Genomic DNA, 22,297 nt, shown 5'->3' with positions numbered 1-22,297 from the left:
CTCAAAGATAAAAAAAGCCTTGTGGTTAACAAGGCTTTATAGTATTAAGTTTATAATTTGGTTATAAAAATATCTTCAATACAAAGCTAAATTATTTATCCAAAAAAGCCAATTATTTATCTAAATTTTTTTTAACTGTGTTTTTTATTGAAAAAATCATGAAAGAATGCCATCTGATAAACAATGGATTTAGACCAGTAATCCCAATTATGAGCACCAGCGCGGGTAATAAAAGTATGTGGAATATTATAGTAATCTAATTTATCATGAACGGCTAGATTCACGTTATAAAAAAAATCCTCTTTACCACAATCTATAATAAGTTCCAATTGATTTGGGGTAAGTAGATGCACCATATTGATAGCAGATCTGGTTTCCCATTCCTGTGGTTGTGTTGCGTATGTGCCAATCCTACTTTTGATATTCCAATTCATTGGGAACGGACGAATATCTAAGCCACCAGAGGTACTTCCAGCTGCGCCATATACATCTTGATGTTTAATCGCCAACGTAATGGCACCATGACCACCCATACTCAAGCCAGTGATCGCTCGGCCAGTTCTTTCTTTTTTGGTCATATAATGTGCATCGATATATGCGGGCAACTCTCCACTGATAAAAGTATCATATTGATAGTTATTGTCACCTTGAATATCCCAATACCAACTATCGACACCACCATCAGGGCACACCACGATATAATTATAGGTATCGACGAGCTTCTTTACTTCAGGGACATTATTAACCCAATTATCATATCGCCCTCCATAGCCATGTAGCAGGTATAACACTGGATATTGTTGTGACTTATCGTACTTTTCCGGAAGTATAACAACTGCTTTTACTTCTTTTGACATGCTTTTACTATTGATATTTAAGGTATCTACAATTGCAGCGTGTGTATTGGCGCATAAGAAGAATAAGAATAGCGTAACTAAGCAATAGTTGTGATTGTTGTTTTTCATGTTATCGTTTTTCAAAAAAATAAAGATATGATTTAAGACCAAATGGGCGTTCACTTATTGTATAAAAACCTTCTTCGTTTCCTCCAAAAGTAATGGCTTCTCCTTGTGGCTCGACTTGATAAGGTATTGAGGTTGGTTTTTTGGACAAGGTATGTTCCACTGATTCATTCCTGTTTCTTTTCCAATAGAAAATTTCAGTCAAATTTTTAATAAGAATCTCGTCACCTGAAGTGCTGATATCGGCAGAGGTTACAAAAGTAAAAGGCAATTTTATAATTGGTGAGAGTAGCGCATTATTCTTTTTCAAATCGTTAAATATAACTGCCTTATAAACCGTCGATTGAAAATCTCTTTTCGAAATTACATAAAGTTGTCGATCTTTCGGGTCTATAAATAATGCCTCGGCGTCCCGCGGTCCATCGCTATACCGCAGGGTTACGGTTCGAATTTCTTTCTTTGCTATCAGCATGGCGTTATCCCCGGATTTATATATAGGCTCCGGGAATATATACAACGTAATATGAGTACGAATAGCCCGATTGTCTCCAATATCCGCCAAAATTAAATAGGGTTTCCCGCTGATTATTACGCGAGCCATATCTTCACAATCCTTTACATCAATAGCTTCCAGTTCATAGTCACAAAGTAATTTGCATTCTTTGTCAATTAAATAAATCCGAGCCCCATCACCGCTGTCATTATGAACCCAAAAGTAAGAAGATTGTGTGGCATAAGTAATTCCAGATATTTCACTTAATTGTTTATCGATAATTTCAGCCAATGCGAACTGCGACTTGAAGGTCTGTTTACTACTTTGGCTGTACCCATTATGAAACTGTACGAATAAGAAAGAAAAAACAATAACTTTGTTTAAAAGGTTCATGCATTAAAAATACAATATTTTTTAATGACACAACGTTTTCTATTTACAAATAAAGCATATGATCAAATTTTCAGCCCTATTATTTTTGTCTCTCACAACAATCAGTTTAACATCATTGGCACAGACAAATGATGTTACAATAAAATTAAAAAGTGGCATACCTCAAGAAAAGGCACTACAAGTAAAATATTATAATAGTAAGGATTGGGAACCCTTTTATGCGCGTATCGACTCCTTTGAGTATGATCCAAATTACAATTATGAACTACGTCTAAGAAGAACAAAATTAGCAGACCCTGTACCCAACAAACCCAGTTATCGCTATACACTCTTAAAGACATTACATAAATCGCAATCAGCAGGCGAAAACCTAACGATGGAAATCAATGATAAACGTGTCGATTGCCAAGGTGTAGGTCAGATGAAATGTTTACAGGTAAAATATAGCCCAAAAGATGATTGGGAATATTTCTATAGTCATATCGAGGGATTTGAATATGAAGAGGGTTACACTTATACCATCATCGTCAATCGAACACGGGTAGAAAATCCACCTCAAGATGCGTCGGCATACCAATATGAACTTGTAAAAATAGTAGCGAAAACAGCGGCTAAAAATGAACAATCTTTGCCAACTGCAGCTGCATTTTTATCGAGACACAAGTGGAAATTAATTAGTTTGAATGGCAAGGAAGTTGCCAAGTATAATGCCTTTCTATTATTTGATGCGGATAAAGGACAAATATCTGGAAACTCCAGCTGTAATAATTTTTTTGGTCCTTTTATGATCAACAGCAACACCATTGCCTTCCCAAACTTAGGAACTACGATGCGTGCATGTATGGGTGAAAATATTGAAGCAGACTTATATAAGATTCTTGAAAATAAAGAATTACACTACGATATTGCAGAACAGACATTCAACCTGTATATCAAAAATGAACATGTTGCAATTTTTGGACTTACAGAGAAATAAGTACCTGTATATTTCCGACTATTTTCCTGTTCTAAAACAATTGTACCCTTTGACCTGTTTTATATCTTAAAGAACGGAGAATACCATATGTCTTATACAAAATTTTCAAAACTACACCATCAAAATGATTTACTTTTATTAGGAAATGTTTGGGATGCACAAAGCGCTAAAATAGCGGAATCTACTGGTTTTAAAGCCCTCGGAAGCTCCAGTCATGCTATAGCCAATTCACTTGGCTATGCCGACGGGGAACAGATGCCTGTGGATGAATTACTATTTATAGTTGAAAGAATCGTGAAATCTGTTAAAATACCCGTTTCTGTCGATTTTGAATCTGGTTACTCCGATGATCCTGATCAAGTCGCCAAGTATGTCAAGCAACTCGTTGAATTAGGAGTGGCTGGCATCAACTTAGAAGATGGAAAAGTTGTTAAGTCTACACGTACACTTGGCAAAGCAACGCTTCTTTCAGATAAAATAGCAGCCATTAAAGCATTGACAAAAAATATATTTATCAATGCGAGAACAGATACTTACACGACTAAGCATGAAAATGCGCTGGAGGAAACCCTAAAAAGAGCGCAGATCTATGACCAAGCAGGTGCCGATGGATTCTTTGTACCCTTGGCAGAAACTAAAGTTGATATTGAAAAAATAGTAAACTCAACCCGCTTGCCTCTCAATTTATTTTTAACGGACAAGCTTCCTAAAGCTGCTGTATTATCGGAAATTGGAGTAAAAAGGCTTAGCCATGGTGCAAAAATTTACGAGTATTTAGTGGCTGAAAACACGAAATTATTTCATGATTTTTTAATTCACCCAAAACTTCCGAAATAAGCATAAAAGCCATTTTATTGATTATGAAATGGCTTTTTCCGTTGCAATGCTATTCCTCACTGAGCTGCTGCAGGGCTTCTTTAAATTTGGTGGATTTAAAATTCATGGTACCAACATGTTTATTCACCAACAAGCCTTTTTTATCCAATATAATCGTTGTGGGTATGGATCGCGTGGTTAAGTCTGCGGGCAGCTCTGAGTTGAGCTGATAAAGAGGAAGACTATATTTTCTTTTTTTCATAAATCGAGCCGACTTACCTAGGTCCCGATCCATATCAACTGCCATGAAAACGATATTTTCATTAGCTTTCATATCTACATACAATTGATTGAGTGCAGGCATCTCAGCTAGACAGGGGACACACCATTTTGCCCAATAATTGATCAGTACGACTTTTCCTTTTAAATCGCTTAAGTTGATTTCACTGCCCGTATTGTTCTGGAATGTCACCTCATATACAACGTTTGTTGCTGTTGTTTGCTGTATAACATGCGATGAAAATACAAGTGAGGTACAACATAAACCATATACCAAAATTTTCCTACCTATATGTCCAAAACCAAGCATAACATCATAAATTAATCAACTATCAAAAATAAGTTTTTCTCGCCTTTTTGTTTTCAATATAAAAAAATCTATTCACATTCTTTATACATTCAAAAACAGTATCTATATATAAATTATGTAGTTATGGCTTTCCTTAAAAGGATGAGCTTATTTTAATATATATTCGCTATATTCATTTAACAAAATTGTTTTGAATATCAAGAATAATCAACTTACAACTAACATATCAAAAAATATGGTTATAATAAACAATTACGAAGATTATAAGTCTTATGAGGGAAAGCTCTTGGGACTATCCGAATGGCATAAAATAGATCAAAAACAGATCAATAGTTTTGCTGATGCCACACTAGATCATCAATGGATACACGTTGATAAGGAAAAAGCGGAATCGGAAGGACCTTTCAAATCAACTATTGCCCATGGATATTTAACGCTTTCAATGATCCCTTACTTGTGGAAACAGATTTCCGAAGTGAGAAATGTGAAAATGGAAATCAATTATGGTATTGAAAACCTCAAATTTGGACAGGCAGTATTAGTTGATAGTGAAGTTCAATTACAGGCTAAAGTAAAAACTGTCACCAATTTAAGAGGTGTAATTAAGGTCATCATAGAGGCAACGCTATTGATCAAGGATAATGCTAAACCTGCTTATGTAGGTGATGTGATATTCCTTTATCATTTTATCTAGTTATTGTTAAGGCATCCATACCTGAGCATGTGGTGTATGGATGCCTTTTATTATGCTGGTGACACCATATTCTGTTTAAGTTTTTTATACATGCTTTTAAGTGAGGGTGATAAAAAAATCAGAATTAATATGCAGATACTGATGATGGACATCAATTCGTAATAATCCATAGCAAAACGAACGAAAGATTGATTCTTGACTCGCTCCGCTACTAGTTTTATAGCAGTAGCCTGCTCATGAAATTGAAGGCCATTTTCCAGTAGTTTGGCAGCTTCTTTGTCAAAATAAGTCTGCAAAATAACATTGCTCCGTTGCAACTGATCCTGAAATACCTGTTGATGCTGATTACTTTCAAATAATTTAAAGAAATTTTGCAAGCCAATACTACTGGTATACCCAAAATACCGCACCGCCAAGCAGATAGCTGCCGCCGAAACCGCAAGATGTGGCTTTACGCTTGCTATCGTAAATAATATAGTCGGCACCATGATTAATCCTACCCCTATCCCATGTATACACAACGGAATCCAGAAGTAATAATCATTTCCTTCACTTTCAAATGAAAAAAACATAATCTGATGAAATGTAAGTAAAAAGCAATAACCTAGTATCCAAATCCATTTGACTGATTTATGCGCAACGATCCAGTACATGGCAAATAAAACACCTATAATAATTCCCAAAATATTAAACCACTGCATATAAGACAGGTGGATTGGATCTACTTTGAGTACCTGTAGAAAATATTGATTGGAAACTGAAAGGGAAAATCGTTCGATGTACATCATATAAAGAATCAGTAAGCCCAAAAGAAATCGACGATTCATGAAAATAGAAATATCGACATAGACACGTTTTAAAGCCAATTGGCGAGTGACAAAACAAAACAATAATGCAATGCCTAGAAATAGTGCAACCTGCATATGTGAATCCCAGAACCAATACACCTCTTGACCATAAACCATCATGTAACCAAAGGCAATGATGAGGCCACTAAAAAAAACACAGCTTGGCCAATCCAATGAAAATAAAGGATAGGGTTTGACATGACGCGTAGATTTCATTGAAATCAATACCAGCAATAGACCTGGTACAAAAGCCAAAGCGGCATAGAGGTATAGTTCATCAAAATTAAATGAATCGATAAATTCGGCAGTTACAAAACTGTTAAAAGGTGAACTGCAGAGTAACATTCCAAAAAAGATGGAATAACTGACTTCCTTAGCACGCTCGCTATTTAAGCGTGAAAATATCATCGATATGGATAGATTGACTGCACTTGCAAACAGCATACCTTGTATAAATCGTAGCCCATAGACCCAAGTAATATCGGTGATGCTGTACATCAAATAACAATTCAAAACCTGCAACAGATTGAATATGACATAATACTGCTTAACAGGGAAAAAGAGAAAAAAACGTCTTTCTAAGATGTAAAACCCAACGAATCCAGCATAAAACAGAATAATCAAAAATTGTATATCACTGGGTTGAGAACCGTAGTAACCTGCAGTAACCTGTATATTCGCCCCTGGTAAGAAGAATAAAACCATACTCGGCATTAAGCAACTGAATAAAATTAACTTAATAAGCCATTCCGGAACCCATTCTCTAAATATTCCTTTCACTATTTTCTATTTTTTGCAACGGATACATTAACATTCATCCCCGAACGCAACACTTGTTCTTCTTGTTTTTTATCCAATTCTATTCGAACCGGAATCCGCTGCACGATTTTCACAAAATTCCCAGTAGCATTATCCGGTGGCAGCAAAGAGAAAGACGATCCAGTTGCTGGAGATATTGAAATAATTTTACCCTTAAATACCTGATCTGGATAGGCATCAGCAATCACTTCTACTTGATCATGAAGATGCAAATAGCGTAACTGCGTTTCTTTAAAATTTGCAGTTACCCAGGTTGGTGTTTCAGCATTCACTATAAAACCTAATACTTCACCTGCATTGACCATTTGTCCTTCTTCAATACTTCGTTTACCAATCATCCCGTCATATGGAGCACGAACGACTGTATATCCGACATCTAGATGTTTTCGTCCAGCAGCTGCTGATAATCTATTTTTCTCCGCGCTAACCACTGTCTTCTGTACATCGACATCGTGCACGCGCTCTTTTGAAGCTTCCAATTTATGTTGCAAAGCCGCTACTTCACTTTTATAGACATCCAAAGTAGCTTTTACCTCTTCCAGTTGTTGTGCCGTAGCAGATTTTTCTTCATATAGAAACTGATAGCGATTAAACTCTAACTGCTGTTTTACGACGCGGGCTTCGTTGGCAGCAATTGATTTTTTCAACGATTCGTGTTCTTCGATCAAAATTTGTTTTTGACTACTCAGTACATTCATTTCTGCATGTTCCTTGTAGACCGAAGCGTTCGCTTGATCTGCCTCATATTTATATTCACGATTATCAATAATCAATAAAGTATCGCCACGTTTCACAATTTGATGATCTTGATAATGTACCGAAACCACATAGCCCCCCACTCTGGAAATAATGGGGTTAATATATTGCGTTACCTGAGCATCATTGGTATAGGCGTAATTGATTCTAATCCATAAGGTACGTCCTCCCCAAAATAATAGCACACACAAAACAAATACAGCAATCCAATTCGTAACTGTTGTCAACTTAGCATCGGTCAATGACCAACGAGATTTAGGTTTCATTAAATAGTACCTTTTAAAAATTCAATAAAATAATAGTGTTTTTGTATCGCTATTTTTGCAGATTCTAGCTCAAATAGGGTTTTGAGATGCTCCATATCCGCATCCAGTAAATCAGTTACCAAAGCAGATGACTTAAAGTACCTATTTTTGATAATACGCGCATTTTCTTTAGCAAGACCTACATTTTTCAAACAGACATCCCGCTGTACACAGGCTAGTTTATAATCCAAATGTGCTTGTAGGAGCTGATTTTGCATCTGTTCCTCTTCCAAATGATGTTTCACTTCCTCTCGCTCTAAAGAAATCTTTGCCTCCCGCACAACATGCTTATTGCGATAAACTGATGAAATCGGGATCTTCAATTTAACACCAACAATACCTAGATTATACCAACTATCGTTGTAGGGATACAGAAATATCTGGGGGTTAGCAAATGTAAAATTCCCGACCAGAGACAATTCAGGTAGGTAATTAGCTTGATATTGTTTGATTGCAAGTTGTTTTAGCCTGACTTCCTGTTCCGACTTTTGGAGGCTAAAAGCGTGATGTTTAGCAAATGTCCAAGCATCATCATAACTTTCGACCGTCCCCGTAAAATCATGAGGAATTGGAATAATATCGACGTCATCGGCAATAATAAATTTCAATTTCTGGTTCAAAGTTTGAATATCGTGAACAATCTGAACGGACAGCATCTCACGCTTGGAAAGTTCCAGTTCCATACGCAACACATCACTATGCAGTACCACACCAGAATTATACAGGTTCTTAATTTCCTTTAGTTGCGACTTTTGATCCAGAATATCAGATTCAATAAGTGCTTGATCCATATAAGATCTTTCCAACTCTAAGAACAGGTTACAAACATCTAATTTGATACGCGCTTTATCATTGGACCATTCGATCGAAGCGAGCACCTGCTCCAATTTTCGGGATTCGATTTTCATTAAATCTTTATGCCCATTATAAAGATTTAAATAAAAGTCAACTCCTGTATCGTATAAATAATGGATAACATCATGCTGGCTAGGTCTATTAAAAATGCCTTGATCATAGATAGGCATGTTGGTTGCGTAACTTGCAGACCCTCGTAATGAAATTTCTGGGAGTAATTCCATTCGCTGCTGTTTCACAGCTAAATTCCGTTCTTCAATTTGCAAATGAGATTGCTCTATTTGCTTGGCATTCAGTATTGCTTTACTGATGATATCATCCAAAGAAGTTCTTAAAGTATCAGATGCCTTTGCATCTGAAATAGCAAATAATAACAACCCAATTGTTAAAATCCGCTTTACCATTCTGGTAATAAGTTTCACTTTCGTTTCTATAAAAATTTTGCGTTGCAAATTTAGAGACTATTTCGATAAATAATTTCTTCACAATTGCCAATATATTACGCATAATAGACAAAATCAAATAAATAGACACCAATATGATTCAATAAAGACACGCGTGAACTTCTAGAGTATTCATTAGGGAAAATTTAATTCTATAATAGAAACAATCAAAACTAGCTGTACGGAATTTAAATATCTGTATTAAAGGAGAACCTATATAATGCAAAAAGTCTGCAGAAAACCTTTAATGCTTTCTGCAGACCTTTTACTTATTTGTTCTACACCGGTCTTAAAGAGATCGATATAATTGTGCTGACATTTGCTTTCGTAGGAATCACAAAAACAATTTAAAATCTAATCAAAATCAAAGAAATCAGAAAGGAATGATTTCTTCTTTTTAGGATATTGTTGATGTCTGTTATGTTCATTGCGATGATCACCACGATATTGATCCCGATCTTCGGCTCTCTCTCTGTTTATATGTTCAGGACGTACGGAACGATCTTCAAAAGTATTTGAAGATCCTTTATTTTGATCAGCTGCATAAGACATCAGCTTATCAAGTTCTCCTTTATCCAACCATACGCCCCTACAAATAGGGCAATAATCAATTTCTACTTGATGACGCTCGGTCATCAATAAAGTTTCGTTACAATTTGGGCATTTCATATCTTCCTATTTCTAATTTTCAATCAATTAAACAGCAATTTACTGAATTTCGTACTGTGATCTAGCAGCGGTCATATATATTTCACATTATTTAACAAGAATTATCATCAGAATGTAAGGGAATTATTTTTTTTCATAAAATCAGTACCATTTCCTGATAATATAATGTAAAAGCTTTCAAAAAACATCAACATCTAGAAAGGAATTTGAAAACAAAAAAACAGATAATACCAGAGCCATTAACAATCCAGATTATTGGTCTTTAAAATATTTTGATAAAAAAAATAAAAAGAGAGCTATTCATTTATGAAGAAGGAGCAGATTTCTTTACTCATTCACAGTAAATTAGTTACACAAAAAAAAAACAACTATAGTTTTTAGGTCACAAAGAAAGTTAAAATAAAAACCCCTGTCGTATAGGATTATAAAAAAACATACGACAGAGTGTATATGTTGGTCATGAGATTATGGAAAATCCTTATTTTTTAGGATCTAGAGTTATTTCATACACTTTAGGATCATATTTCATCATCGCTCCAGTAGCCGCGTCGACACCCCATCCAATTAATCCTATAAAGTTTAAAACAGAAACAGGATTAAAAGTAGTTTCAGGTTGGAACATCTTAAATTCATAGCCTTCCTTCTTTAAGGTAACTGTCTGACCACTGAAACCTTTTTTTAATCTTACTGCCACAGGTGTTATTCCTCGATCAAGACCATCAACCTCAACTTTAGCGCCTTCTGGGTAAGTTTTAATGGTTACGGTCTGTTTTGTACCTGTAAAAATTGTCGAACATGAAGTTAATGTAATAACTGATAACGATAATAGTAGAATTCTTTTCATAATATATCACTTCCGTCCTAAATAAATTTTAGGCGCGTGTTTCCCTTGAAACAGTATCTATTTTTAGATAATTTCAATTTTGACCCTATTTTTTAGTCTGAGAATATCTGTAGCTGTCCATTTTTACCCTTAACTGGTGGCCTGATAAAAGGATCATCTATCCATTGCCATATATTTATTTTCACGAATATATTCATCCTGATAAACCCGACCAAGTTAGACAGATTCCAATCGTATTTAGCCTTCTTCTGAAGGTATTTGAGCAGTAATATTCCAATCAACGAAGTCCATATTTGGATCATGACCGCATTTTCAGAAGTACCCACAAAAGATGATATTTTTAAGCGTTGCTTCAGATGCTTGAAGAAAATCTCGATCTGCCATCGCTGTTTATAAATGTTAGCTACTAGTGATGCCTTCCATTGGATATTATTTGTCAGAAAGTGGTACTGGTTGTCTGTGCTGCTGTCCCAAAAGTGAATCAAGCGTAATGGTTTAGAGTTGTATCTATCTGCTGATGGACCAGAAAGCTCAATGATCTCATCTTTAATGATTCCCTTTTCAAGGAGTGCTTCACTCTGGTATGACTTGATAACGTTGTACTTCATGTTAGTTTTACTCCTGGTAACAAAATAACAACCTCTGCTGTCCAAATCCCCGAGCCAGTTGTAATCCACATAACCTCTATCCACCACTACAACGCTTCCTTTGGAAAAACTATAGCTACCCGCACGCTGGCTTTCATGAACTTTCCCGTCTGTAATCTGCATGAAAACAGGAAGACATCCATCATAATCCAGCACAGTGTGCAGTTTTACAGCACCTTTGGTGCTTCTAAATTTAGCCCAGTCAAATACAGATAAACATAAAGGGATGATACTGGCATCCATCAGATAAACCTTGCGCTTTAATTGCGTTAGATCTTTGCGCAAATGGGTATCCTTTTGCCATAGCTTATCTAATAGCGAAAAGTACAGATCTTTAAAGAGTTCATGGGTGCGGTGCTTGTTGATATAGGAAATATTGGACTTGCTGGGTGCTCTACCAACACCTAAATGGTTCAAATTACCAGTCGTACTACGTAAGCCATTACTGATATCACGAACTGAATCTGCAGAAGAAAAATGGCAAAACAACATGCTAGCAAGATGCGTCCAGCTGTTGATCCCTTTACAATGTTTGTCACTCTTGTGCTTAGCAACCAAAACCTTGAATAATTCGCGGTCGATAAGTGATAAAATCTGACTAAAAACGTTTAAATTTACCATGGCGGTGTGTTAAAATTTGACGATTTAAATATAGCAACTTTGCTATAGCAAAACACCGCCACTTTTTTCAACGTTTAGGACGCTACTGATAATATATCTATTAAAATAAAGTCCAAAGATATAAAATGAAAAGAAATATTATTAAAATTACTTAATATTTATACAACGAATATATAACTGTTTTTTAAACAGTTATATATGTGTTTCGAGACTAAAAATTTCAAAGTGAATCACAAAAAAAATCAATTCTTATTATCCCAAGTTTTTAGAAATAAAAATTACTTCATTCAAAGAGCTCTAGACATATTGCTTTAAAATTTTATGGATATCTCTTAAGAAAGATACTTAACAAGCTCATATAGTGTTTAAGTGTAGCTAGTGAAAGTAGCATATTTGAAATTAAATTGGATGAAAAATATACAGATTACTTTACAATACACTTAAAAATGCAAGTAAAAATAATAGAAATAAAGCGTATCTTTGCAGGATGATTAATGTGTCAAATCTTTCCCTTCGTTATGGTAAACGTGTACTATTCGAAGATGTCAATCTAAAATTCACACCTGGTAACTGTTACGGTATTATTGGTGCCAACGGAGCTGGAAAATCAACTTTTTTAAAAATTGTTTCTGGTGAAGTCGATCCATCTACTGGTTCTGTTGCTTTTACTCCTGGAGATAGAATGTCGGTCTTAAGTCAAGATCACTATGCTTTCGACGAATTTACAGTATTGGAAACCGTAATGATGGGTAATCATGAACTTTACAAGATCATGAAAGAGAAAGATGCTATCTATATGAAAGAGGATTTCTCTGATGCAGATGGTGAGCGCGCAGGAGAACTTGAAAGTTTATTTGCAGAAATGGATGGCTGGAATGCTGAATCTAACGCTGCTACTCTTTTAAGTAGTTTAGGTATTAAAGAAGAGTTCCATTATAAATTAGTATCAGAAATCGATGGTAACCAAAAAGTACGTGTACTATTGGCACAAGCTTTATTTGGTAAACCAGATATTTTAATTCTCGATGAGCCTACCAACGACCTTGACATCAATACGATTGCTTGGTTGGAAGATTTCTTAGCTTCTTATGAAGCCATCGTATTGGTGGTATCCCATGACCGTCACTTCTTAGATGCTGTATGTACGCATACGGTAGATATTGATTTCGGTAAAATGACCATCTATACAGGTAGTTACTCTTTCTGGTACGAATCGTCACAATTAGCATTGAAACAACGTACAGATCAGAACAAAAAAACTGAAGATAAAGTAAAAGAACTTCAAGAGTTTATCCGTCGATTCTCTGCCAATGCATCGAAATCAAAACAAGCAACTTCTCGTAAGAAAGCTTTGGATAAAATCAATATCGATGAAATCAAACCTTCTAACCGTAAATACCCTGCAATCATGTTCAACACCATGAACAGAGATCCGGGAGATCAAACGTTACATGTTGAAGGATTGAGTAAAACAGTAAATGGTGAAGTTTTCTTCAAGGACATTACCTTCATGATCAATAAGGGTGATAAAATTGCTGTTTTAGGTGCCAACTCATTGATTACATCAGCATTCTATGATATCATTGCAGGCCGCGACCAAGATTATACAGGCGATATCAAATGGGGTATTACTATCACTCCTGCCGACATGCCAATGGATAACTCATCGTTTTTCGATGGTAAGACAGAGAATCTTGTAGATTGGTTAAGAGATTATACGACCAACCCGGATGCTGATGAGCAATTTATCCGTGGATTCTTAGGTAAAATGTTATTTTCCGGAGAGGAAGTGTTGAAAAAATGCTCCGTACTATCCGGTGGTGAGAAAATGCGTTGTATGTTCTCAAGAATGATGCTACAAGGAGCAAATTTCTTAATCTTTGATGAGCCAACGAACCACTTGGATTTGGAATCCATCACAGCATTAAATAATGGGATGGTAGATTTTAAAGGTTCCATGTTGTTTACTTCTCGTGACCACGAATTGACTGAGACAGTAGCAAACCGTATTATTGAATTGACTCCGAAAGGAATCATTGATAAATTGATGTCTTATGACGAGTATATCAATAGTGAAGTTGTACAAGCACAACGTGCTGAAATGTACAAATAAGCACTATTTTAATAAATAAAGAGAGGCCTTGATATTAATATCAAGGCCTCTCTTTATTAAGCTATTTAACTCCCTTAATTTGAGTAAACACCAAAATCAGCTAAATGAGAATAGAAGAAATTTCCCCATGAACTTGTCGACTCTATTTTCAAGTATCGGGTATTCAATACTGAAGTAAGATCGACATTTATCCAACTTCCTGAGACTTGTATCAACTGTGCTGTTTTCACTAAACTCCATGCAGTCCCATTTGTGCTCGAATAAATATGAACATCTTTCATAGCACCATTCAAATTATCACGATTTCGGAAAGCAAGACCTTTAACAGAGCGTGTCGCTCCCATGTCAACAGAGAAATAGTGCGGTTGTGGTGTTTGAGCAGAAGACCATGGTGTATGCCAAATCGTATTTCGATCCTTGTCCAACACATTACTGGCAGGACTTCCGTTTTCTTGACTATCGCTTGCTATTATCGACCATCCAGTTGTTGGCAATAAATCGTGCACCACAACTTGAGAAAGATTAGGAATACCATTAACGAAGTTATAGAGATAGCCATAGGTGGAGCGACTTCCATTTTCATGTAGAAAACCAATTCTTAATTGGTACTCGTCTGTCAAATCGTAAAAATCTGACAATGGACATTCAAATCTAAAACTATCTTGCCCGATTACCTTAGTCGCCCATTGTACAGCATCGTAATCTTGATTGCCGCCATAAGGGGTTCTATCATGCCAGATAACAACATCTTTCACAGGCTTGGTTGTCGTAAACTTACCAGAAATGATGATGCTATTATTAGAAAATGACGATGATAATGACGTAATATCTACTGATGCATTTTGGTACCAATCCGAACGTGTTACCGTGCTAAACACTTGACTATTATTAAATGTTGCCGTAGTCGCTTGTGTCAATGAGGTTGTTGAAATACCGTAGGTAGAATTACCACTTCCCATCAAAGCAGTTCCTAAAGAGGGGGCTAAAGTCTTATTCATACGATTATGACTTGCATTTAAACCATGCCCTAACTCATGTATCATCCCTCCTATCCATACCGTTGCCTTCCACCCTATATCTCCACCTATCCCTAAGTTTTTCGCATCTAAATTGACATAATCAAGTGCATAGCAGGTCGTGCCTGTTCCATAAAAAGGAGGGCCTCCAGGATTGGACGGATCGCTATCGTAAGTTGGGATAACGATCAAATTATGTTCACTTTTTTTAGCGGAAGGATTTAAGGAATAATAAGCATCAACTTCAGCTTTTACAGCACCATGTCCTCCATCATATGGATAAGTTGCTTTGCCGAAATTACCCGGAATGTAGATGATATTAATGAGTGTATCATTGATTAAATCCAAGCCAAAAGATTTTCTTCCAAACCCTTCGCGATCCATGTTATCGGCAAACATGGCTTGTGCGTCCAACAGTATTTTACTCAAACGTGATCTAAAATTTGGTATTGAATCCAAATCTTCCGGAACAAAATAAACGACATTTAATTTGTAGGGATTATTCCGCCATTCATTGGTAAGATTTAGCACCTGATTTTTCCCATCACCAGGTAGAGCGCCTTCATAATTAATTAAATCCTGTGAAATGTCTTTACAGGAAAAAACTGTCAGTAGTATAGCACTACATAATGCGTAAAAAGATTTGTTCTTCATATTTAATGTTTACATTGGTGTTAACCTAATTTATAAAAGAGAAATCATTTTAAAAAAAATAATTCAAATTATGTAATGTTTTATCTAGCGCAATCGATTGACTTTTATATATAATTAATATACTATGTAACGAGAGGATAGTGACAATCACCTTTATTATTTTTAGTTTTCTCTTGCAAGAAAATTCTACTATGCAAATTAAGAACAATATCGACCACCACTTTCGGTATATCTTTCTATCAGCTGATTCCTGCTCTTCATTCTGTTTTTGAATTTGGCTATTTTTATAGAAAAATAATTATAAATGATAACCAATACTCTTAAAAAAGCAGCAATCACGTCAATAAACTTTGAAATGAACAAAAATAAAACTAACTCATTAACAACTACTTAAAACAACCGAACAACAGATTATTAAAAAATAATACTATAATATGAAAACTAAAAAATATATTTGTCTACCAAATCGATAGATTAAATATTAAATATGAAAAGAGCAGTACTAAATTTTACTATTATAGTGATTCTTGGAATGACCACGACCCTTCCATCATTTGCTCAGGGCACAAATATAATTGAACTTACAGGGCATGTCATTGACCAGATTACAAAGGAACCTTTACCAGGGATTACAATCACTATCGAAGGGACCGTTAATGGAACCTCGACGAATAATAAAGGTGATTTTAAACTCAACACAAAAGCGAAATATCCCTTTACTATAAAAGTATCCGGGGTCGGTTTTGAAACTAAAACCTATGATATTACGGGTCCTGAGTCCGATTTGAATCTCGCATTACTGACACAAACGATACTAGGTAAAGAAGTGGTCGTCACAGCTTCAAGAACGCAAGAAAGCATTCTAAAATCACCCGTATCTATAGAAAAATTAGATATTAGAGCTATCCGGGAGTCTCCTGCACCTAGCTTTTATGATGCGCTGGAAAATGTAAAAGGTGTTCAAATGACGACTTCGAGTATCACCTTCAAAATCCCCAATACAAGGGGATTCAACATTCCCAACAATTTTAGATTTGTACAACTCGCAGATGGTGTTGATATGCAAGCAGCTACATTAGGTGTTCCACTTGGTAATGCAATTGGTCCGACGGAACTAGACATCGCTAGCATAGAAATAACTCCTGGGGCCTCCTCTGCACTCTATGGAATGAATGCAATAAATGGTATGGCTAACCTGTTGACCAAAAATCCTTTCCTCTATGAGGGGCTGAGCGTGTACACAAAAAATGGCCTTAATCATACTGGCGGTACAGGAAGAGAATTGAGCAACCTAACCGAAAATGCCGTTCGTTTTGCTAAATCCTTTAATAATAAATTTGCATTTAAGGTCAATATCAGCTATTTAAGAGGTACCGATTGGCTGTCCAATTCATTTCAAGATCAAAATCCAAACAATTTAAACACAGCAAATCCTAACTATCCTGAACTTTCAGGCAATAACAATCCTGCTTATGATGGTTGGAATATTTACGGTGACGAAAATAATAATGCTGTCACTTTAAGTGGATTAAATTTTGATGGCAAATCTAACCAATCTCTTATCGTTAGGCGAACGGGATATAAAGAACAGGATCTATCGAAGCCAACAGTCGAAAACTTAAAATTCGATGCCGCATTGCATTACCGCTTCACGGAAAATGCTGAATTGTCTTATAGTTATCGGTTTGGTCAAATGGATGGTGTATTCCAACGTGGTAATAAAATTCAATTGGACAATGTGAAAGTTCAAAATCACAAATTAGAATTGAAAGGAAATGACTACTCCATAAAGACTTATATTTCGACAGAAAACACGGGTGACTCCTACAATATAAAACCTTTGGCAGACAATTTAGACCTAACCCATCTATCGAACAATGCCTGGAGAGATCTTTTCAAAAACACATTGCAGACACAATTAAATGAAGGGACTTCATTAACAGAAGCCTTGCAAAATGCAAGAAGATTAGCCGATAATGGCCGCGTGGAGCCGGGTACAAATGATTTTACATCTTTGAAAAACACGATCACGAAGATCAATAATTGGGATCACCTGAATGCAGGTATAGCTACAGGTACCGCAACTGGAGGAGCGCAATTGAAACAGATGAGCAGAACATATCATGCCAATGCCCAGTGGGATCTAAGCCGGCATATCAATATTTTCAACCTTCTTGTGGGCGGCGATGCAACCGTATACGAAGTTGTTCCTGACGGAAATAATTTTGTTGACTTTAAAAGACCTGTTGCCGAACGCAGTCAACCTTTACCCAATGGCTCTTTTGGAGATAATGTCTATTATAAAAAAATTGGTGGTTTTGGTCAGATTACAAAATCCTTATTAGAAGAGAAGTTAAAGATTTTCGGTTCCTTACGTGTGGACTATAATCCAGAATTTTCCGCTAAAATTAATCCTAGAATCGCGGCTGTGTATACTTTAAAAGAGAAACATAACTTGAGAGCATCATTTCAGAATGGCTATCGATTTCCCGCTCTTTTTGAAGCCCTATCATTCGTCAATAATGGAAATGTGCGTCGTGTAGGGGGCCTACCTTATATCAATGAGGGCCTTGGGTATTTAGATAATTCATATACTTTACAATCTGTCAATACCTTCAATGCTGCAGTAAATAAAGATGTAGCAAATGGATTGACATCCAATGATGCAGCACTTAAGAACCGTGGACTATTGACCGTGACAAATCTAAGAGCAACAGAACCGGAAAGCATCAAGTCTTTTGAGATTGGTTATAAAGCAGTTCTTTTGCAAAATAAATTAGCGATTGATTGGGATCTTTACAGCAATGTTTACAAAGGATTCTTGGGGCAGGTAGAGGTTGCTGTTCCTGCCACAGACAAAATAACGACCGACGCTTCGGTACTTGATATGTTGGCCAACAATAGATCGCAACAAACACGTTATCGGGTTTATACCAACGCGAAAAACAGTTACAATAACTACGGAAGTTCTTTGGGTGTAACGTACAACTTCAGTGGCAACTATACCCTGTCTGGCAATATCAATTTCAGTGACATAACAAAAAACAAGGAGTCAGATCTTTTTGTTACGGGCTTTAACACACCTAAATGGGCATCGAATCTATCGTTTGGAAATAGAGAAATCGTACCAAATTTTGGTTTTAATGTCGTTTGGAAATGGCAAGATGCTTTTGATTGGGAAAGCCCACTCGTAAATGCACGTGTATCTGCTTATCATAATATCGATGCTCAGATGAGTTACAAACTGACGAAGGCAGTTATAAAACTTGGTGGTAGTAATGTATTCAACAACCACTACATTCAATATGCTGGTGGTCCAACACTTGGTGCTTTATATTATATGTCCATTACTTTCGATAATATCCTAACAAAATAATATTCCCTCCTCCCTCTATTATAATTGGTTTAATCCTCCTCATCGCTCGATGATGGAGGATTTTTTAGCACATTATTATTTTATGTATAGCCCAAAATACCAGACCCACGCAATCAAAATAAGCTGCATAGGAAGTCTTTGCGCGTAAAGATAATTCATGCCCGGGCCAGTATAATCTGCCTTAAACATATTGATCATCTTTTTTGAGGAATTTACATTTGCTATAAAAACAACGATAAAGAAAATAATCAACAATACGGCTGTAATAGTACGTAATGATGGTATCATTAGCCCAATACCCGCAGCAATTTCCAAAACTCCCGTTAAGTAAACAAAAAACAACTTTGCAGGCATAAAATCGGGCATCATCATGGTCATCCCCTTTTGAAACTTAAAGTGCGACAATCCTGTAAAAATGATAAAGACAGACATCCCTAGATTTCCGGCGAACGAGAAGTCCCAAAAACCATATACTAATTTTGTACCTACTAAAGAAATGAAAAATGCCGTAAAAAGAATAAGTAATAATTTCATAAATCTATCATTAGTTTGTTTAGAGCCCCATCCCTATGTTAAACTTGTGTACCGTTCACAAGGAATATCAAATTATAAACAAACAAATAGCACAATTGTTAGCATAAAAATATTTGTCACGACCGCATAAAAAAACAGTAACAGATAAAATCTATTACTGTTTTTTTAGAGCCATACATATCATTTAATGTAAACTCGACGTATCCACTTTATTCTTCCCTTGTTTAATCATTAGAACAAAAGGGACACAAGCGATAAATAATAACCCAATATATAGGAACACATCCATATACGACAATACAGTTGCTTGCTTTGTCACAGAACCTTCCAATAGCTGATAGGCCTTTGCTAATGCTTCATTAGGAGCAAATCCTTTAGCAATAAAGCTGGCTTGAAGCTGGTTAACTCGCTGCTGCACTTCGAAACTCGTGGTATCCAGATGCGAGAGCAAATTGACACGGTGCGCCTGCGTGAATCGGGAAATAAAAGTGGTAATCAATGCAATTCCAAATGAACCTCCAAGCTGACGCATCATACCTGTAAAAGCTGCGCCTTCACCTATGCTTTTACCCGACAAAGTAGAAAGGGATAAAGTCATGACAGGAACAAATAACAGACCCAAACCGACCCCTCTGAATATCAATGGCCAGAACATATGCTCCGCACCTGTATCATTGGTCAATCGGCTGTACATGACAAATGAAAAACCAAAGAATATACATAGACCTAACGCTACCATATACTTTTGAGGAACTCCATTTTGAATCATCTTCCCTATAAAAGGCATCATCGCGCCCGTCATCAGTGAACTTGGAATCAATAGTAACCCTGCATCTGTAGCAGTCCAACCTAGAATGGATTGCGTGTATATCGGGATTACAAATGTTGAACCGAATAAACCAAATCCTAATATAAAACTCATTACGACCCCTACTTGCAGATTTTTGTCTTTTAGAACGCGAAGATTCACAATTGGCCGATCATATGTCAACTCTCGCCACACAAAAAATAACAATCCTAAGACGGAGGCCACGGATAACACAACAATGGTACTATTAGAAAACCAATCATCTTGTTGTCCATGTTCCAATACATATTGTAATGAACCAATGAACATAATGAGAAATACCATACCCCACCAATCCACATCTTTTGCAGCTTGTTTTTCACCATATTTTGGACTTCTAACAAATGAAAGTGTCAAGAGAACCGCAATAATACCTAAAGGCACATTGATATAGAAAATATAAGGCCAAGAGAAATGATCGACGATATAACCACCTAAAGGTGGCCCTAAAGTAGGACCCACAATAACCCCCATCCCATAGATAGCTTGTGCCATACTTCTTTTAGCAGGTGGATAGCTTTCAGTGATAATGGTTTGGGCGGTAACCAAAAGTGCCCCGCCTCCCATTCCTTGTATAAATCTAAAAAATACGAGTTCCCATAAATTCGTCGAATTACCACAGAAAAAAGAAGATACGGTAAAAATAATAATGGAGGCAGCAAAGTAATTTTTGCGACCAAATTGCTGCGATAGCCAACTTGTCATGGGGATTACGATAACATTTGCGATTGCATATGCAGTGATCACCCAAGCGATATCAGTCAACGTAGCACCCAATGTTCCTTTCATATCATTGAGAGCAACATTAACAATCGTGGTATCCACAATCTCCAATAAAGCACAAAGTACGGCTATAATGGTAATGATGACACGTCGATACCCATATTCAATAAGACTATCTTGATCAAGTGTAGCTGTCATAGTTCTATTTTAAATGGACATCAACATCTGCGTTCATCCCTGAACGTAATAATGCAATATGATCGGCCGTATTAGCATTCGTTAATAATATCTTCACAGGCAGACGCTGCACGGTTTTCACAAAGTTACCCGTTGCATTGTCCGGAGGTAACAAAGAAAATCTAGACCCTGTCGCTGGTGAGAAAGAATTCACTTCACCTTCAAACTTAATACTTGGGTATGCATCTACAATCACCTCTACTTTTTGTCCAATACGGATATCATTCATTTGTGTCTCTTTGAAATTGGCAACTACCCAAGTTTCATGATTGTCGACTATGTAAAACAAGGCTGCTCCAGGATTAACCATTTGACCTGGTCTAATTTTTACATTAGAAATCTGACCATCTGCAGAGGCAGTCACAACCGTATACGAAAGGTTCAACTTCGCTGCATCAAGCGCCGCTTTTGCACGCTCTATATTCGCTTGTGCAACTAACGTCTGCTTACTTGCTACATTAGTTTTACTCACCACAGCCTCGCGTTGCGAGTTGGAGGCATTACGTTGTTGCTGTAAGATCTCCACTTGCTTCTCTGCTTCTAACTTTGCTGTCAGCGCTTGCTCATATTGTTGTTTGGTGATCGAATGATTATGATATAGGTTCGAATAACGGGTAAAATCATTCTGAGCTTGTTCGGCTCTAATCTTTGCGGCATCTATACTTCCGACGTTAGAGCGAACAGTTGCATCGGAAACAGCAACATTCGCTGAGGTTGCGTTAACATCAGCTTTTGAAACCTCGAAAGAACTTTCTGCTCCCAAGAGTGCCGCTTCCGCCTCTTTCACAGAAATTAAATAATCTTGAGTGTCAATGGTAAAAAGGGTATCCCCCTTTTTGACAAGATCATTATCTTTCACATATACTTGGGAAATATATCCTCCTACTTTTGGAATGATGGGGTTCATATTTTTATCAACCTGCGCATCATCTGTAGTCTCATGTGATTGACCGTGTATATATTTATAACCTCCATAACCACCCCCAACTAAAATAAGGGCTATTAGAATGAAGGCGAACTTTTTACTCGATGGTTTCTTTTCTTCTTGATTTTCCATTGCTATTATA

General features: G+C 36.5%; 18 protein-coding genes. 5 read left to right on the top strand and 13 right to left on the bottom strand.

Translation table 11 applies throughout. The features are described from left to right. Positions 1 to 131 precede the first annotated feature (131 nt). Both KO02_RS07185 and KO02_RS07180 read right to left on the bottom strand, forming a co-directional pair. Entirely contained in the window at positions 132 to 965 is an 834-nt protein-coding gene (locus KO02_RS07185) for an alpha/beta hydrolase (RefSeq protein WP_038697094.1), read from the bottom strand. 1 nt (position 966) lies between these two features. Then, positions 967 to 1,848 (bottom strand): hypothetical protein, encoded by an 882-nt coding sequence (locus tag KO02_RS07180; protein WP_081918320.1) that lies wholly within the window; start codon positions 1,846 to 1,848, stop codon positions 967 to 969. A gap of 58 nt (positions 1,849 to 1,906) precedes the next feature. On the opposite strand from KO02_RS07180, the gene KO02_RS07175 reads away from it, so the two are divergent. Together KO02_RS07175 and KO02_RS07170 are read left to right on the top strand one after the other, a co-directional pair. Further along, on the top strand, positions 1,907 to 2,824 hold the full coding sequence (locus KO02_RS07175) for a DUF4377 domain-containing protein (protein WP_038697092.1): 918 nt from the start codon (positions 1,907 to 1,909) through the stop codon (positions 2,822 to 2,824). Between the two features lie 87 nt (positions 2,825 to 2,911). Then, complete coding sequence (locus tag KO02_RS07170; RefSeq protein ID WP_038697090.1) at positions 2,912 to 3,661, top strand: isocitrate lyase/phosphoenolpyruvate mutase family protein; 750 nt, start codon at positions 2,912 to 2,914, stop codon at positions 3,659 to 3,661. Between the two features lie 49 nt (positions 3,662 to 3,710). Here KO02_RS07170 and KO02_RS07165 read toward each other — a convergent pair whose 3' ends face one another. Beyond that, the gene (locus KO02_RS07165) at positions 3,711 to 4,229 is read right to left on the bottom strand and encodes a TlpA family protein disulfide reductase (protein WP_051959798.1); all 519 of its coding nucleotides are present in this window, start codon (positions 4,227 to 4,229) and stop codon (positions 3,711 to 3,713) included. A 235-nt stretch (positions 4,230 to 4,464) separates the two neighbouring features. Here KO02_RS07165 and KO02_RS07160 point away from each other — a divergent pair, with 235 nt between their 5' ends. Further along, complete coding sequence (locus KO02_RS07160; protein WP_038697088.1) at positions 4,465 to 4,923, top strand: MaoC family dehydratase; 459 nt, start codon at positions 4,465 to 4,467, stop codon at positions 4,921 to 4,923. Positions 4,924 to 4,973: 50 nt separating this feature from the next. Here the strand turns inward: KO02_RS07160 and KO02_RS07155 are convergent, their stop codons facing one another. The 6 genes from KO02_RS07155 to KO02_RS07130 all read right to left on the bottom strand — a co-directional run bounded on the left by KO02_RS07155 (position 4,974) and on the right by KO02_RS07130 (position 11,730). Beyond that, a complete protein-coding gene (locus KO02_RS07155) occupies positions 4,974 to 6,551 on the bottom strand; it encodes a beta-carotene 15,15'-monooxygenase (RefSeq protein WP_144243271.1) in 1,578 nt (525 codons plus the stop codon). Further along, a complete protein-coding gene (locus KO02_RS07150) occupies positions 6,551 to 7,612 on the bottom strand; it encodes an HlyD family secretion protein (protein ID WP_038697084.1) in 1,062 nt (353 codons plus the stop codon). Before KO02_RS07150 ends, KO02_RS07155 begins: the two co-directional genes overlap by 1 nt. Beyond that, positions 7,612 to 8,910, bottom strand: a complete 1,299-nt coding sequence (locus KO02_RS07145) for a TolC family protein (protein WP_038697082.1) — start codon at positions 8,908 to 8,910, stop codon at positions 7,612 to 7,614. Before KO02_RS07145 ends, KO02_RS07150 begins: the two co-directional genes overlap by 1 nt. A 393-nt stretch (positions 8,911 to 9,303) precedes the next feature. Continuing rightward, entirely contained in the window at positions 9,304 to 9,618 is a 315-nt protein-coding gene (locus KO02_RS07140; protein WP_038697080.1) for a zf-TFIIB domain-containing protein, read from the bottom strand. A 478-nt stretch (positions 9,619 to 10,096) separates the two neighbouring features. Continuing rightward, the gene (locus KO02_RS07135) at positions 10,097 to 10,462 is read right to left on the bottom strand and encodes a PEGA domain-containing protein (protein ID WP_051959796.1); all 366 of its coding nucleotides are present in this window, start codon (positions 10,460 to 10,462) and stop codon (positions 10,097 to 10,099) included. A gap of 92 nt (positions 10,463 to 10,554) precedes the next feature. Beyond that, complete coding sequence (locus KO02_RS07130) at positions 10,555 to 11,730, bottom strand: IS4 family transposase (RefSeq protein ID WP_038694773.1); 1,176 nt, start codon at positions 11,728 to 11,730, stop codon at positions 10,555 to 10,557. 487 nt (positions 11,731 to 12,217) lie between these two features. On the opposite strand from KO02_RS07130, the gene KO02_RS07125 reads away from it, so the two are divergent. Then, entirely contained in the window at positions 12,218 to 13,843 is a 1,626-nt protein-coding gene (locus tag KO02_RS07125) for an ABC-F family ATP-binding cassette domain-containing protein (RefSeq protein WP_038697078.1), read from the top strand. A gap of 74 nt (positions 13,844 to 13,917) precedes the next feature. Here KO02_RS07125 and KO02_RS07120 read toward each other — a convergent pair whose 3' ends face one another. Then, positions 13,918 to 15,513, bottom strand: coding sequence for a discoidin domain-containing protein (locus tag KO02_RS07120; protein WP_038697076.1), 1,596 nt, complete (start codon positions 15,511 to 15,513; stop codon positions 13,918 to 13,920). A gap of 487 nt (positions 15,514 to 16,000) precedes the next feature. Here KO02_RS07120 and KO02_RS07115 point away from each other — a divergent pair, with 487 nt between their 5' ends. Then, positions 16,001 to 18,889, top strand: a complete 2,889-nt coding sequence (locus KO02_RS07115; protein ID WP_038697074.1) for a TonB-dependent receptor — start codon at positions 16,001 to 16,003, stop codon at positions 18,887 to 18,889. A gap of 75 nt (positions 18,890 to 18,964) precedes the next feature. Here KO02_RS07115 and KO02_RS07110 read toward each other — a convergent pair whose 3' ends face one another. The 3 genes from KO02_RS07110 to KO02_RS07100 all read right to left on the bottom strand — a co-directional run bounded on the left by KO02_RS07110 (position 18,965) and on the right by KO02_RS07100 (position 22,287). Then, entirely contained in the window at positions 18,965 to 19,423 is a 459-nt protein-coding gene (locus KO02_RS07110; protein ID WP_038697072.1) for a membrane protein, read from the bottom strand. Positions 19,424 to 19,607: 184 nt separating this feature from the next. Beyond that, the gene (locus KO02_RS07105; protein ID WP_038697070.1) at positions 19,608 to 21,191 is read right to left on the bottom strand and encodes an MDR family MFS transporter; all 1,584 of its coding nucleotides are present in this window, start codon (positions 21,189 to 21,191) and stop codon (positions 19,608 to 19,610) included. Between the two features lie 4 nt (positions 21,192 to 21,195). Beyond that, the gene (locus tag KO02_RS07100) at positions 21,196 to 22,287 is read right to left on the bottom strand and encodes an HlyD family secretion protein (protein WP_038697068.1); all 1,092 of its coding nucleotides are present in this window, start codon (positions 22,285 to 22,287) and stop codon (positions 21,196 to 21,198) included. Between the last annotated feature and the right edge of the window lie 10 nt (positions 22,288 to 22,297).

Origin of the sequence: Sphingobacterium sp. ML3W (genome assembly GCF_000747525.1) — a bacterium.
In the GTDB taxonomy this organism is placed as follows: Bacteria; Bacteroidota; Bacteroidia; order Sphingobacteriales; family Sphingobacteriaceae; genus Sphingobacterium.
This window is presented reverse-complemented; position numbering and strand designations above follow the sequence as displayed.

Excerpts from the sequence above, each read along its gene's own strand:
- KO02_RS07160 (WP_038697088.1), top strand. The coding sequence starts at position 4,465 with ATGGTTATAATAAACAATTACGAAGATTATAAGTCTTATGAGGGAAAG.
- KO02_RS07100 (WP_038697068.1), bottom strand. The coding sequence starts at position 22,287 with ATGGAAAATCAAGAAGAAAAGAAACCATCGAGTAAAAAGTTCGCCTTC.
- KO02_RS07115 (WP_038697074.1), top strand. The coding sequence starts at position 16,001 with ATGAAAAGAGCAGTACTAAATTTTACTATTATAGTGATTCTTGGAATG.
- KO02_RS07150 (WP_038697084.1), bottom strand. The coding sequence starts at position 7,612 with ATGAAACCTAAATCTCGTTGGTCATTGACCGATGCTAAGTTGACAACA.
- KO02_RS07175 (WP_038697092.1), top strand. The coding sequence starts at position 1,907 with ATGATCAAATTTTCAGCCCTATTATTTTTGTCTCTCACAACAATCAGT.
- KO02_RS07145 (WP_038697082.1), bottom strand. The coding sequence starts at position 8,910 with ATGGTAAAGCGGATTTTAACAATTGGGTTGTTATTATTTGCTATTTCA.
- KO02_RS07185 (WP_038697094.1), bottom strand. The coding sequence starts at position 965 with ATGAAAAACAACAATCACAACTATTGCTTAGTTACGCTATTCTTATTC.
- KO02_RS07180 (WP_081918320.1), bottom strand. The coding sequence starts at position 1,848 with ATGAACCTTTTAAACAAAGTTATTGTTTTTTCTTTCTTATTCGTACAG.
- KO02_RS07120 (WP_038697076.1), bottom strand. The coding sequence starts at position 15,513 with ATGAAGAACAAATCTTTTTACGCATTATGTAGTGCTATACTACTGACA.
- KO02_RS07135 (WP_051959796.1), bottom strand. The coding sequence starts at position 10,462 with ATGAAAAGAATTCTACTATTATCGTTATCAGTTATTACATTAACTTCA.
- KO02_RS07140 (WP_038697080.1), bottom strand. The coding sequence starts at position 9,618 with ATGAAATGCCCAAATTGTAACGAAACTTTATTGATGACCGAGCGTCAT.
- KO02_RS07165 (WP_051959798.1), bottom strand. The coding sequence starts at position 4,229 with ATGCTTGGTTTTGGACATATAGGTAGGAAAATTTTGGTATATGGTTTA.
- KO02_RS07130 (WP_038694773.1), bottom strand. The coding sequence starts at position 11,730 with ATGGTAAATTTAAACGTTTTTAGTCAGATTTTATCACTTATCGACCGC.
- KO02_RS07105 (WP_038697070.1), bottom strand. The coding sequence starts at position 21,191 with ATGACAGCTACACTTGATCAAGATAGTCTTATTGAATATGGGTATCGA.
- KO02_RS07110 (WP_038697072.1), bottom strand. The coding sequence starts at position 19,423 with ATGAAATTATTACTTATTCTTTTTACGGCATTTTTCATTTCTTTAGTA.
- KO02_RS07170 (WP_038697090.1), top strand. The coding sequence starts at position 2,912 with ATGTCTTATACAAAATTTTCAAAACTACACCATCAAAATGATTTACTT.
- KO02_RS07125 (WP_038697078.1), top strand. The coding sequence starts at position 12,218 with ATGATTAATGTGTCAAATCTTTCCCTTCGTTATGGTAAACGTGTACTA.